General features: G+C 36.0%; 10 protein-coding genes. 4 read left to right on the top strand and 6 right to left on the bottom strand.

Features of this window, described 5'->3' with window-relative positions:
• Positions 1-51: 51 nt before the first annotated feature.
• From LPB248_RS11410 to LPB248_RS11390, 5 genes are all read right to left on the bottom strand, one after another.
• Positions 52-4,584, bottom strand: coding sequence for a type IX secretion system membrane protein PorP/SprF (locus LPB248_RS11410; protein WP_177211542.1), 4,533 nt, complete (start codon positions 4,582-4,584; stop codon positions 52-54).
• 1 nt (position 4,585) lies between these two features.
• Positions 4,586-6,010, bottom strand: coding sequence for a gliding motility protein SprC (sprC, locus tag LPB248_RS11405; protein WP_177211541.1), 1,425 nt, complete (start codon positions 6,008-6,010; stop codon positions 4,586-4,588).
• Complete coding sequence (locus LPB248_RS11400; protein ID WP_255462929.1) at positions 6,007-6,417, bottom strand: hypothetical protein; 411 nt, start codon at positions 6,415-6,417, stop codon at positions 6,007-6,009. Before LPB248_RS11400 ends, sprC begins: the two co-directional genes overlap by 4 nt.
• 100 nt (positions 6,418-6,517) lie before the next feature.
• A complete protein-coding gene (locus LPB248_RS11395) occupies positions 6,518-7,810 on the bottom strand; it encodes a hypothetical protein (RefSeq protein WP_177211539.1) in 1,293 nt (430 codons plus the stop codon).
• Between the two features lie 180 nt (positions 7,811-7,990).
• Complete coding sequence (locus tag LPB248_RS11390; protein WP_111368292.1) at positions 7,991-8,443, bottom strand: hypothetical protein; 453 nt, start codon at positions 8,441-8,443, stop codon at positions 7,991-7,993.
• Between the two features lie 444 nt (positions 8,444-8,887).
• Between LPB248_RS11390 and LPB248_RS11385 the strand changes: the two genes are divergently transcribed.
• From LPB248_RS11385 to recA, 4 genes are all read left to right on the top strand, one after another.
• Positions 8,888-10,036 carry an ATP-binding protein gene (locus LPB248_RS11385; RefSeq protein ID WP_177211538.1) on the top strand — a complete coding sequence of 383 codons (1,149 nt, stop codon included), beginning with the start codon at positions 8,888-8,890 and terminating at the stop codon, positions 10,034-10,036.
• Positions 10,037-10,042: 6 nt separating this feature from the next.
• Positions 10,043-10,426, top strand: a complete 384-nt coding sequence (locus LPB248_RS11380) for a DoxX family protein (RefSeq protein WP_095930182.1) — start codon at positions 10,043-10,045, stop codon at positions 10,424-10,426.
• A gap of 32 nt (positions 10,427-10,458) precedes the next feature.
• Complete coding sequence (locus LPB248_RS11375; RefSeq protein WP_177211537.1) at positions 10,459-10,968, top strand: acyl-CoA thioesterase; 510 nt, start codon at positions 10,459-10,461, stop codon at positions 10,966-10,968.
• Positions 10,969-11,113: 145 nt separating this feature from the next.
• Positions 11,114-12,121 carry a recombinase RecA gene (gene recA / locus LPB248_RS11370; protein ID WP_177211536.1) on the top strand — a complete coding sequence of 336 codons (1,008 nt, stop codon included), beginning with the start codon at positions 11,114-11,116 and terminating at the stop codon, positions 12,119-12,121.
• 553 nt (positions 12,122-12,674) lie between these two features.
• On the opposite strand, the gene LPB248_RS11365 is transcribed toward recA, so the two are convergent.
• The gene (locus tag LPB248_RS11365) at positions 12,675-13,418 is read right to left on the bottom strand and encodes a lysophospholipid acyltransferase family protein (protein ID WP_177211535.1); all 744 of its coding nucleotides are present in this window, start codon (positions 13,416-13,418) and stop codon (positions 12,675-12,677) included.
• Positions 13,419-13,535: the final 117 nt, after the last annotated feature.

Genomic DNA, 13,535 nt, shown 5'->3' with positions numbered 1-13,535 from the left:
AACATTTATTTCAATGTCTCTCTTAGCTTTTAAGAGAGACTACTGTTTTTACTAATTCTCCACTTTTACAATGGCCATTCTTCCGTTGTATGGTTTATTTCCTTTTGCTTCTAAAGCTTTTGTTGCCTCTTGTAAACCATCAAACTTCTCGTAATAGATATAATATTTACTTGTTGTCACATTGTAAAAGAAATTAATATCTGATCTTCCTGCAGCGACTGCTTTTGCTAAAAACTCATCTCGTTTCTCTACGCTACTATGAACCGCGATAATCATATAATACCCGCTATCAGAATTTTTAATATTCTTAATAATCTGCATATTTGACTGTTCTTCACCAAAATCAAAATCATTTGCTTTTAATGGTGTACTGCTCAGCTTAGTTGTTTCTTTTATTCTCTTAAGAGCTGCAACGTCCTGCGCATATCTTCCTTCATCATTCTCATAAGCTGCACGTTTAATTCTACGTTTACGCTCAACTTCAGTATCTGTTTTAATACGCTCTAAATCGGCAAGTAATGCTGCTCCTTCCCTTTCCATTTTTAATTGAGCCGCTTTCAATTCGTTTATCTTTTCAAGATAAGCTTTATTCAAAGGATCATCTTTTGGGAACTTTTTAAGCCTTTCGTTATAAAGATTAGTCAGTTTCGCAATCTCATTTTTCATGCTGGTATTGGCATCAGCAATCTGAATTTTCAATGCCTCAATCTGGCTGTTTTCTGCCGCTACACTCTTAAATGGTTTTGGCTCTCTATAAATACCCTTTTCACTTAAATCATTCTCCTCTTTCAAATCGTTTAAGTCTTTCTGCTTATTCGCAACGGTTGCTTTAAACTGATTTAATAAATCCGTTTGAATGTTACTTGTACCTTCAACAGATTTAGTCAAGTTTTCGATCGCTTTTCCAGTATCATCTTTCGCTTTTGCGGCAAGTGCCGCTGCTGCTGCATCTGCTTTAGCCTGTTCTGCTGCTAATCTTGCTTGGCGCTCTTCTTCTTCACGTAGGCGTCTTGTTTCTTCTTCAGCTTTCAACTTTTCTGTTGCTTCAGCATCCGCTTTTGCTTTTGCTTCTGCCAAAAGTCTTGCTTGTTCAGCTACCATATCGGCTTTTGCTTTGGCATCTGCAGCAAGTTTCGCTTGAAGTGCCTCTGCATCGGCTTTAGCTTTTGCGTCTGCTGCAAGTTTAGCTTGAAGTGCTTCTGCATCAGCTTTAGCTTTTGCATCTGCTGCAAGTTTCGCTTGAAGTGCCTCTGCATCGGCTTTAGCTTTTGCGTCTGCGGCTAACTTAGCTTGAAGTGCTTCTGCATCGGCTTTGGCTTTTGCGTCTGCTGCTAACTTAGCTTGACGAGCCTCTTCATCCAATCTTGCTTTTTCTTCAGCAGCTTGTCTCGCTTTTAATGCTTCCGCGTCTGCTTTTGCTTTAGCATCCGCTGCTAACTTAGCTTGGCGAGCGTCTTCCTCTTCTTGTAATTTTTTCGCTTCTGCGTCTGCTTTTGCTTTTGCTGTAGCTTCTGCATCGGCTTTTACTTTTGCATCAGCTAATAGTTTTGCCTGTAAAGCTTCCATGTCCGCTTTTGCTTTTGCATCTGCTGCCAATTTAGCTTGGAGTGCTTCATCGTCTGCTTTTGCTTTTGCATCGGCAGCCAATTTGGCCTGACGAGCTTCTTCTTCTACTCTCGCTTTTTCTTCAGTAGCCTGTTTAACACGTAAAGCTTCGGCATCTGCTTTAGCTTTGGCTTCTGTTGCTAATCTTGCTTTTTCTGCTTCTGCATCTGCTTTGACTTTTGCATCGGCAGCTAATTTCGCCTGACGAGCTTCTTCTTCTACTCTCGCTTTTTCTTCAGCAGCTTGTTTAACACGTAAAGCTTCGGCATCTGCTTTAGCTTTGGCCTCTGCTGCTAATCTTACTTTTTCTGCTTCGGCATCTGCTTTTGCTTTAGCTTCTGCTGCTAGTCTTGCTTTCTCTGCTTCGGCATCTGCTTTCGCTTTTGCATCGGCTGCTAACTTAGCTTGGCGAGCATCTTCCTCTTCTTGTAATTTTTTCGCTTCTGCTTCTGCCTTAGCTTTTGCTGTAGCTTCTGCATCGGCTTTTACTCTAGCATCTGCAATTAATTTAGCCTGTAAAGCTTCCATATCTGCTTTAGCTTTTGCGTCGGCTGCCAATCTTGCTTGCTCTGCTTCTGCATCTGCTTTAGCTTTTGCTTCGGCGGCTAATCTAACTTTCTCTGCTTCGGCGTCTGCTTTTGCTTTAGCATCAGCTGCTAATTTTGCTTTAGCTGCTGCTTCGGCATCTGCTTTCGCTTTTGCATCGGCTACAAGTTTAGCTTGAAGTGCTTCTGCATCTGCTTTTGCTTTTGCTTCAGCATTTAATTGTGCCTGACGTGCATCTTCCGCTTGTTTTATTCTTAGTGCTTCTGCATCTGCTTTTGCTTTCGCTTCAGCAGCAATAAGCGCCTGTCTTGCTTCTTCATCTGCCTTAACTTTCGCTTCAGCAGCTAATTTTTCTTTAAGTGCAGCTTCTTCTGCCGCTTTTGCTTTCGCATCTGCCGCTAATTTGGCTTTGTTTGCTGCATCGATAGAAGATTTTGTTTTAGTTTCTGCTGCCGCTTTTGCTTTTGCTTCAGCAGCTAATCTTGCTTGCAATGCATCCGAATCTGCTTTCGCTTTAGCATCTGCTGCTAATATTGATTGCATATCTGCAGCCTCTGCTTTAGCTTTTGCATCTGCTTTACGTTTTGCTTCGGCAGCATCGGCTTTGGCTTTAGTATCTGCAATTAATTTTAATCTTGCAGCTTCTGCATCAGCTTTTGTTTTTTCTGCTGCTGCCAATCTTGCCTGTCTTGCGGCTTCTGCATCTGCCTTAACTTTTTCAGCTGCCGCTAATCTCATTTTTGCAGCTGCTTCTGAATTTGCTCTTGCTCTTTCAATTGCAAGCTGTGCAGCTGTTTTTTGCTGTGTTGGTGCCGCTGCATTTGCAGCGGCTGCTTTAGCTTTTGCAGCTTCTGCATCTGCTTTTGCTTTATCGGCTGCTGCTACTTTTACTTGTAGCGCTTCCGCATCTGCTTTGGCTTTAGCATCAGCAGCTAATTTTATTTTTAATGCTTCCGCATCTGCCTGTGCTTTATCTGCAGCTAACTGTTCTGGTGTTTTCTGTTCAACTGCTCCAGACTTGCTTGCTGCGGCTTGAGCTCTTGCTGCGGCTGCGGCATCTACTCTTGCTTTGTTATCAGCAGCTAGTTTTATTCTGCGTTCTTCTGCATCTGCTCTAGCTTTATCAGCAGCTAGCTGTGCTTGTGTTTTTTGCGTTTCTGCTACGGCTTTATTTGCTGCAGCAGTTTGTGCTCTTGCTGCGGCTGCAGCATCTGCTTTAGCTTTTGCCTCAGCAGCTAATCTTATTTTAACAGCTTCTGCATCTGCTTTGGCTTTATTATCTGCTTCTAATTTTGCTTTGGCTGCCGCTTCAGCATCTGCTTTCACTTTTTCAGCTGCGGCAAGTCTTGCTTGTTTTGCTTCAGCATCTGCTTTTGCTTTTGATTCGGCTGCCAATCTATTCTTTTCAGCGATTTCTGCTCTGTTAACTTGAGTTGCTTCCGATTGTGGTTTTGCAGGTACTGGTTTTGGTTTCGCAGGATCAACTAAAGAACCTTCATCATCATCTCCATAGTAGTAATTTCTATTTTTGAATTTATACGCAATAGCAAATTCATGAGAACCACCTAGGTTGGAGAAATTCCCCATTCCTCTTTCATAATTGTACTCAATAGCAATACTCGGCGTAATGTTAACTCCAAGTCCTGCAGAAACTCCATATAATGTGTTATAACCTAACTGAGCCCAAACTCCTTGCTGAAGTGAAAGCATTCCAAGTCCAGAAATAACTGTTTTATCTTTTTTTATTTCTGTCCTTACAATTCCAGAAAATTTACTTCTGTCAAAAAAGCCATAACTATCAATATATCCAGTATACATGGCATGCAATTGAATCGCTCTTTCTGGATCTTCTTTTACCATTCCAGATCCAAAATTGTAAAGCACTAAATTGTTAATTGCTAATCCGAAATCTAAAAATTCTGTACCATAATTAATCCCTGGATTTACAGTCAGTAATGTGCTTTTTGGAAAATCTCCTGATAGAATAGTAGAATCATCTGATATAATTTTTCCTGTATTTATACCGCTTTGATAGATTCCCACATTTAAACCAAAAGTCAAATTACTAGCTTCTTCCAGAACAATATTGTGAGCGAAATTGGCAACTCCGCCAAAGACAGTCATCAATCCGTAATTCTGTTGAAATAAACCTACAGCAAATGCTTCGTTTTCTCTAAATCGGCCAGAATAATTGGCTAAATAAGTCTGCGGAGCATTATCAAACTGTACCCATTGTCTTTTATTATAGAAACTTGCGTACGGGCTCGATTCTCTAACAAAACTGAACGTTGGGTTAATTAAATATCTATTAAATTTTAAAGAATTTCTTATGGGTAATGAAAACGAAACAACTCCATCCTCAGAAGCTTCTTGAGAATAGAGTACATTTGATAAACCGTAAAATAACGTGACGAATAGTAAAATTTTCTTCATATTATTTTATAACCGTTATTGATCCTTTTTTTTCACCTGCATCGCCTTGAATGACATAGTAATAAACGGGATTTACATTTTTAAAATCTATATTGTTTTGAGGCCAATCGCCTTGGTAATTCACTACATCCAGAACTTTATCTCCGTTTGAACTAATGATAATTACCTTTGTATTTGCATTTTTATATTCGTCTGGAATGTTCCAATACGGATTCATTCCGCTTAGTTTAATAATGTTTGGAATAACACTAGCTGGCCCAGACTCTCCATTTATTCTAAATGGAAATTCTCTGGTAGCAATACAGCCAGAAGACTGAGAAACCTTTGCTATGTAATTACCTTTAACAGCTACTACATAAGAGTTTGATGTTTCGCCAGAAATTAAGTTCCCATTCAGATACCACTCATAAGTTGGACTAACAGCATCTGTTGTTATCGTCACAGTTATAGTTTCGCCTTCACTTAGTTTGTATCCGTCTTGCGCATCGATGCTAGCTTCAAAACCATTGCTTTGAAGATTTATAGAGCCCGTTGCTTTACACCCTCCAAAATCTACATCTACAGAATAAACTCCAGATTCGTTTGTAGAATATGTACGATTTGTCGCTCCAGGAATTATACTGCCGTCTTTCTTCCATTGATAGCTATTTCCAGAAGTAGCTGTCAAAACTGTTCCTGTTCCGCTAGCGCAAAATGGGTTTCCAAGACTAGAATTAATCGTTACAGCATTACCAGAAGATGAGCTTCCAACATTAATGTGATTCGAACTAAAATTGGCATCAGTACAAGAACCATAATCAATTGTTGCATAATAATCACCAGGGCTAGTTACTGTTAACGTTTTAGCACTTTGTCCTGCTATAACAGCATTATCTTTAAACCAAATGTATTTTAGATTTGGAAAGTTTAAAGGAGAAGATGTTCCAGCATCTACAGAAAGAGTAAGACTTCCGCCTGAACAAATTGTCGCGCTAGTTTCTTTATTGTTTATTGAAAACGATGCTTCAAAATCTTTATAATAGGCAGGGAAAGATGTTGCCCCTTGAGAATTTTTAAATCTAGGGCTGGCATAAGTTTGAGAACTCTTAATTCTTAAGCCGTAATTATCAGAACCGACAAGATTTACCGGAACCGCAAATTTTATAGTTTTTTGCGTTTCCGATAAATCTATCGTCTGTAATAAAGTTGTTGCAATTGGATTATTTGCTGAATCTACAAGCTCCACAGAAAATGTAGTTCCCGCAGGAAAATTAACATAACTAAAAGTAGCAAAAAACTCATTGAAAGAACTACCAGCACAAAGTTTCTCTAAACCATCTAACTGTTGAGGAACTATCGTTTGGGCATAGGCATTCGATCTAGCAAAAAGTAAAATGCTAAATAATATTATAACTTTAAAAAAAGATAAAGTAATTTTTTGAATCATATAGTGCGTGTTCTTGCTAGATCTATACGCTCAAAAAACAGGATATCTATGAATGTTTCAGAGAAATCATATTTGTAGTTTTCAATTACTTCTTTTGCAAGAATTGAAGTTGCTGCAAATGATGAATTCTCATTACAATCATTAGATACAGTATTTGACTCAGCCGCTATAGTAAGGCTATCCTTGGGGGTGGACATCCCTACTATAGACTGATTTAAATTACTTGATTTGCCGTTTTCAATAACAGCATTATTATTGTTGTTCTGGTTATTGCAAGCTAAAGTTAAACCACACTCAGAAACAGCAGCCTTAGTAGGATTTTCTGCTGTATTCTGTGCATATAGAGTTAACGAAATAGGCGAAACCAAAAATATTATATATATAAAATATTTTTTCGTAGATACCATTATGTCTTGATCTTTATTTGGGCCCGTAAGACGATACATAAATTGTGTCTGGGGACTTAATTAATAAAATTTACGCGAGGGAAATAAAAATCGAAACTATTTATTTGTTACCGCTAGAAGCTGTGATTTTTCCTAATTGTAATCTAAAATCTGGTTTTTTAGGATTGAAGATATCAATGAATGTTTCTTTGTTATCACTTTGTGACATAACATTAAAAAACACAGGGTTTCCATACCAGCTCTCTAAATCTTCGTTGTTAGAATTGTATTCAGTAAAGATGTTTCCTTTACATAAATTGAAATACATTTCCTCAAATTTGATTTTTTTAAGGTTGGCATCATTGATTTCAGTTTTGCTGTCTAATAATACTGCAGGGTTGAATCCAGAGATTACACTTCTTTTCATTTCAAGAGAAGCATTTTCGGCTACATAAACAGCCTCTTTTACTAATCCTGCTTGAATGTCAGCATTAATGTTTTCACTGTCATTAACCATTGTAATATTACTTGCAACAACTAAAGTTTGTTTTTTAGTGAAATCTGTTTCACTTTTCTTTTCAAAAGATTTTACCTCCATACAACGAGATCCATCTTTTGTACTTGAGAAGTAAGAAGATCTAACTGCTAAAGAGTTGAAGAAACGACATTGAACTCCTTGAGAGAATTTAAAGTCATCGTTTACTGATTTATAAGAAACGAATTTTGTAGCATTTAAGTCACCACCTAAGATTCCGAAAGAATCTCCACCAGCGTAACTTACCATGATGTTTTCTAAAATTGTTTTGTTACCAACAGCTGCTAAAGTTAAAGCGTTGAAAGTATCAGCTCCTTTTACTTTTTTACCAGCAAACTCGATTCTTACGAATCTTAAAATTCCTGAGTTTGAAGCTACGTTGTCTCCACCGTAAGTAGTCATTGTTGGATCAAGATCTAGGTTGTAAGAACCTACATTTCCAAATTTGTTAATTGGAGCATCTCCAAGAATCACAATTCCACCCCAATCTCCAGCTTTTTTCATGCTGCGGTTTGAAGTAAATACGATTGGATCTGTTTCTAAACCATCAGCTACTAATTGTGCACCTTTTGTGATCACCAATGTTCCTTTTGTTTCGAAATCACCAATAATTACTGTTCCTGGTTCAATAGTTAAAACAGCATTGTTTGTAACATAAACGTTTCCTTGCAAAACGTAGATATTTCTTTTCAGCAATTTGGTATTAACAGAAATGTTTCCTGCCAAAATTTGGTTTGCTTCTCCATAATCAACTTTGTTAGGCTTAAACTCAGTCCAGTTGTTTAACCAATTGGTGTAGCCCATAATTCCTTTCTCTTGTTGAGCATTCATACTCGCAACTGTCAAAAGAACGCAGATCAATTGAGTAATTTTTTTCATGATAAGGGGGGTATTACGGTTAATAATAAATTTGGGTATGCGTAAATGCAAAAACTCTTCTCGAGTTTTCTGAAATTTTCAGGACCCTCGAGAATGAGTTGTTTTTTTTATTTTGTTTTTTAAGAATGCCTAGCTGGTATTCACCAGACTTTCTCAAAAAAGATTTTAAAAAATGCTTTATTACATTTCGTTCAAATCGTTGAACTCGTGTAATGATTTCAATGTACTTTCGTAGAATAAGATTGCAGCGATTAGATTTCCTTTATCAGAGTAAGGCATCATTTTTCTTTGAAAATCTACCGTAGTATCCAAGAAAGTTGTTGTACCAACTGCCTGAGCATCTAATACTTTTTTGTGTTCGTTATCGTCTGGAATACCTAAGTCTGCCATAGTAACACCTGGTTTAGTAACCAAAGCAATGTAAGGGAGAGTTTTAACTAATACTTTAATACGCTCGATGTATAATTCCAAAAGTTCTCCTTTTTGCATACCACTTAATTCTTTTTGATCATGGTATTTTCTGATAAGAGCAGTTGTACTGATAATACTTCTCGGTGCGTTTTTAGCTTGTGCTGAAGCAGCCGCAGTAGTTAAGATAAAAAAAGCACTAAATAGAATAATTTTCCCTTTCATAGATTCTTATTTTATAATTGGTTGTTGATAAAAACAAAAATATAGAAATTAACTTAAATTACAACTGTAATGGATTTTTTTTTCAAAAAATTTCCTTAAAAAAACCTTAAAAACCAGCGTTATGTCGAGAAAATGTGCGTTTTAACGGGCATTTTGTTAAAAATGTTAATTTAAAATCCGTAAGATATTCGCTATAAAAAAAGAAAAATCCTTCTAATTAATAACCAAAAAAACCTTACGTTTATCGTTTTTTGAAAAAAAATATTAACAAAAACATCTTGATATTTACTCACTTGAAGATATTTATTAACAAAATTCTGTCGAAAATGATTCGAAAATTTTAAAAATCATCTTCAAGCTTTGGAATCAAATTTGAAAATGTGGGCAGCTAAATAATCTTATTCTGAAAATTTTTGACTACACAATTTCTTCTATCTTTGCGCAATGCAATTTTCTCAAATTTTAGGTCAAGATTACATCAAAAGCCACTTGATAAAAAGTGCTGCTTCTGGTAGAATTCCTCATGCACAATTATTCGTTGGTCCAGAAGGAAGTGGCACATTAATAACGGCCATTGCCTATGCCCAATACATTTTATGCAATAATACCGGTGATGAAAATTCAAATGGAAATGATTCTTGTAATCTAAAATTTGATAACATCTCACATCCCGATCTGCATTTTATTTATCCAACCGTTACAACCGAAGACGTAAAGACAAAACCGAAAAGTTTAGACTTTATTCAGGATTGGCGCAGTTTTATTCAAGAAATGCCTTATGGAGGTTTGTTCGATTGGTATAAAATTCTTGGTGTTCAAAACAAGCAGGGAGAAATTCGTGTAGAAGATGCGCAAGAGGTTTTAAAATCGCTTTCGCTGAAATCTTATGAAGGCGGTTACAAAATCATGATTATCTGGATGGCCGATAAAATGAATATCGCCGCATCTAATAAACTGCTAAAACTTCTCGAAGAACCTTCAGACAAAACCATGTTTATTCTGATTTCTGAAAACGAAGAAGATATAATTCAAACCATACGTTCAAGATGCCAGGTTATTCACTTTAACGGTCTTCCCGAAAAAGTAATAGCTGAAGCTTTGGTTGCCAAAGAAAATATAGATCCAAACTTAGCTAAAAAAATTGCACATCAAGCGCAAGGAAATTTTAATAAAGCATTGCATTTGTTAAAAGAAGACGATGACGATCTTCCTTTTGAGCAATGGTTTGTTAATTGGGTTCGAGCTGCTTTTAGGGCAAAAGGAAATGCCGCCGCTATTCAGGATTTAATTTCATGGAGCGAGCAAATTGCTGCGCTCGGACGTGAGAGCCAAAAAAAATTCATCCAATATTGCATGGAAATGTTCAGACAAGCTCTTATGCTAAATTATCAAGCGCCGAGTTTAGTTTATATCGAACCAAAAGCGGATAAATTTAAATTGGAGAATTTTGCTCCTTTCGTAAACGGAAACAATATTCACGAAATTTTCAAAGAACTTTCAGATGCTATGTATCACATTGAAAGAAACGGAAATGCAAAAATAATCCTTACCGATTTATCAATCAAATTGACTCGTCTAATTCATAAAAAATAATTCATAATGAACAATGTTGCCTCAATTTTGCTTTTAGCTTTTCTGGCTTTAACTTTTTTACAATCGGGTTACGAAAAAATTTTTTACTGGAAAGATAATGTTGCTTGGCTTAAAGAACACTTTGCCAAAACGCCTTTAAAAAATCAAGTTCCTCTGGCTCTATTGCATTTATTAATTTTAGAATTGATTTCAGGAATTTTATGTGTTGTGGGCGGAATTCAATTATTTACAAACAATGGCAGAGAATTTGGCTTTTATGGAGCTATCTTTTCTTGTATCTGTTTGCTAATGATGCTTTTCGGACAAAGACTTGCAAAAGATTACGATGGTGCGAGAACCATTGTTATATATTTTATTCCAGCTGTAATGGCTGTTTATTGGTTAAATTAACCAGTACAATTTTTAAATTTTACATTAAAAAAATGAATCCAAAACATCCTTCAGAATCCCTAACTATTTTAACTGATTTGGTTTTACCGAGCGAAACAAATCCTTTAAACAATCTTTTCGGCGGTGAGCTATTAGCCAGAATGGACCGAGCGGCAAGTATTGCGGCCCGCAGACACTCACGTCGAATTGTAGTAACGGCATCTGTAAATCACGTTGCTTTTAACAGAGCTATTTCGCTTGGAAGCGTTGTAACTGTAGAAGCAAAAGTTTCCAGATCTTTTAAAAGTTCTATGGAAGTTTTTATAGACGTATGGGTAGAAGATCGCGAATCTGGAAACAGAACAAAAGCCAACGAAGCAATTTATACTTTCGTAGCGGTAGACGATACTGGAAGACCTGTTGAAGTTCCAGCAATTGTACCAGAAACTGAATTAGAAATTCAGCGCTTTGAGGCTGCACTACGTCGTAAACAATTGAGTTTATTACTTGCTGGTAAAATAAAACCAACAGATGCAACAGAATTAAAGGCTTTGTTTTTGTAGAACGATTTTGTGACAATTTGGAACAATCAAACTTCAAAAAAAGAAGTAATTTTACAAATTATAAAACTGATCAATAAGATTATTAGAGAATTTTCTTATTTTTATCCAGAAAGACAAAATAATAATTTAAGATATTTAGAAAAAAATGAGTTCAGAGAAAGAAGCCAAATTAAAAGCACTACAATTAACGCTTGACAAACTTGACAAAACCTACGGAAAAGGAACCGTAATGAAAATGGGCGACAGAGCCATTGTAGAAGTAGAAACGATTTCTTCTGGCTCACTAGGTGTTGACTTAGCTCTTGGAGTAAACGGATATCCAAAAGGAAGAATTATCGAAATATATGGTCCAGAATCTTCTGGAAAAACTACTTTGACGCTTCACGCAATTGCAGAAGCTCAAAAAGCAGGCGGTATTGCTGCTTTTATCGATGCCGAACATGCTTTTGATAGAAACTACGCAGAGAAATTAAACGTTGATATTGAGAACTTAATTATTTCTCAGCCAGACAACGGGGAGCAAGCTTTAGAAATTGCTGAAAATCTTATTCGTTCTGGCGCTATAGACATTGTTGTAATTGACTCGGTTGCAGCTTTAACTCCAAAAAGCGAGATTGAAGGTGAAATGGGAGATTCTAAAATGGGTCTTCACGCACGTTTGATGTCTCAAGCATTGAGAAAACTTACTGGAACTATCAGTAAAACAAACTGTACAGTTTTCTTCATCAACCAGCTTCGTGAAAAAATTGGTGTTATGTTCGGGAATCCTGAAACGACAACTGGAGGTAACGCACTTAAATTTTACGCTTCTGTACGTTTAGATATTCGTCGTTCTGCTCAGATCAAAGACGGTGAAAATGTAATTGGTAACAGAACTAAAGTTAAAATTGTTAAAAACAAAGTGGCACCACCTTTTAAAACTGCCGAATTTGACATTATGTACGGCGAAGGTGTTTCTAAAACTGGTGAAATCTTAGATCTAGCTGTAGAATTTGATATCGTTAAAAAAGCAGGTTCTTGGTTCAGTTATGGTGATACCAAATTAGGGCAAGGACGTGACGCCGTTAAAGCTTTAATTAAAGATAACCCAGAACTAGCTGACGAACTGGAAGTTAAAATTAAAGATCACATGAAAGAATTGGCAAACGCATAAAAATAAGTCAACAAAGACGCTTTAAAAGCCGAATGATTCTAAAAAATCATTCGGCTTTTTTATTTTGAAATAAAAAATGAAATTTTCACGCAACCTTTTTACCAATCTTCCATCTGTATAAAAAAGCAGTTTATAATTGGTAATGCCATATATCAATTTCGGTTTTTTTTAGAATTTACATTGGTTGGTTATTTGAGTTAAAAATCCGTTAGTTGTTCAAACTGACGGGTTTTTGTCAAATTATCCTCAATTCCAACGCAACCTTTTTAATTTTTCGATATCTATAATAATGTGACATTAACTTGAGTTATTAACTAAACTCTTTATTATCAACCATTAATTTTTTTAACCATGAAAGAAAAAATAGAATTGTTGTACAATAAAAACCGAAGAAAAACCAAATTGAAATTTAAAAAAGTATTGCGTTTTATTTCAGAAAAGATAATTCACAGATAATAAGCTTTTGAATAAAAATAGGGGTTTTTAATTCAAAGAAAAGCCGGTAAACTTTTAAGTCTACCGGCTTTTGTATTTTACATAATGTTTTTTGTGGTTATTCCTTTTGATAATCCACTAAACCATTATAAATCATATTTCTAACTTGATCTCTTAATTCTTTTCTGTTGTCGCTTGTCAATCCTTTTGTTTCTACGAAAGGTAAAATTCTAGCGCGCATCTTTCCAGGACTTCCACTAAAAAAAGTATATGAAAAACGCTCTTTGTTATCTGGATAAACAATAGGCACAATCGGAATCTGATGATCGATTGCCAATCTGAAGGCGCCATCTTTAAACTCATCCAGCAAAATACTTTCGTCATCTGGAACTCCGCCCTCTGGGAAAATGCAAATACTTAAACCTTGATTCAATCTGTTTTGAGCTCTTTTAAAAACCTCATTTTTACTTTTAGACGAACTTCTGTCAACCAAAATACAAGTACGTTTATAGAAAAATCCAAAAAGTGGAATCTTTACCAGCTCTTTCTTCCCAACAAAAACAAATGGATTTTTAATTAAAGCCAACGTAAGCATAATATCCGTCATAGAAGTATGATTGGCCACTATCATGTAACTTTTCCCTTTAACGAGCTTCTGCTCGCGTTTTACGGTATAAAAGAAACCCATTCCGAAAAGGATAAATTTAGCCCAAATGCGGGCCATTTTAAAGAAGTATGGATATCCTTTCTCAGAAAGTATAGAAATAACCAGAAAAGGCAACATAATCAGTATTGGAATGGCCATCAAAATGTAAAACCAAATTCTCCAAAGAATCCAAAAAGCAATTTTAAATATTTTCATAGATTCAAAAGTAAGAAAACAGAAATGAATTTTCTATATAGAATTTATTCACCACACTGCTTTTATTTATAACACAGAGATCTCTGAGTTTTTTCCGCAGAGAAATGAAGTTTTATT

The organism is Flavobacterium sp. LPB0248 (assembly GCF_013388355.1).
In the GTDB taxonomy this organism is placed as follows: domain Bacteria; phylum Bacteroidota; class Bacteroidia; order Flavobacteriales; family Flavobacteriaceae; genus Flavobacterium.
This window is presented reverse-complemented; position numbering and strand designations above follow the sequence as displayed.

What these genes read in the sequence shown, in the direction of transcription:
- LPB248_RS11410 (WP_177211542.1), bottom strand. Translation starts at nt 4,584, where the DNA reads ATGAAGAAAATTTTACTATTCGTCACGTTATTTTACGGTTTATCAAAT.
- LPB248_RS11385 (WP_177211538.1), top strand. Translation starts at nt 8,888, where the DNA reads ATGCAATTTTCTCAAATTTTAGGTCAAGATTACATCAAAAGCCACTTG.
- LPB248_RS11400 (WP_255462929.1), bottom strand. Translation starts at nt 6,417, where the DNA reads ATGGTATCTACGAAAAAATATTTTATATATATAATATTTTTGGTTTCG.
- LPB248_RS11365 (WP_177211535.1), bottom strand. Translation starts at nt 13,418, where the DNA reads ATGAAAATATTTAAAATTGCTTTTTGGATTCTTTGGAGAATTTGGTTT.
- LPB248_RS11380 (WP_095930182.1), top strand. Translation starts at nt 10,043, where the DNA reads ATGAACAATGTTGCCTCAATTTTGCTTTTAGCTTTTCTGGCTTTAACT.
- recA (WP_177211536.1), top strand. Translation starts at nt 11,114, where the DNA reads ATGAGTTCAGAGAAAGAAGCCAAATTAAAAGCACTACAATTAACGCTT.
- LPB248_RS11375 (WP_177211537.1), top strand. Translation starts at nt 10,459, where the DNA reads ATGAATCCAAAACATCCTTCAGAATCCCTAACTATTTTAACTGATTTG.
- LPB248_RS11395 (WP_177211539.1), bottom strand. Translation starts at nt 7,810, where the DNA reads ATGAAAAAAATTACTCAATTGATCTGCGTTCTTTTGACAGTTGCGAGT.
- sprC (WP_177211541.1), bottom strand. Translation starts at nt 6,010, where the DNA reads ATGATTCAAAAAATTACTTTATCTTTTTTTAAAGTTATAATATTATTT.
- LPB248_RS11390 (WP_111368292.1), bottom strand. Translation starts at nt 8,443, where the DNA reads ATGAAAGGGAAAATTATTCTATTTAGTGCTTTTTTTATCTTAACTACT.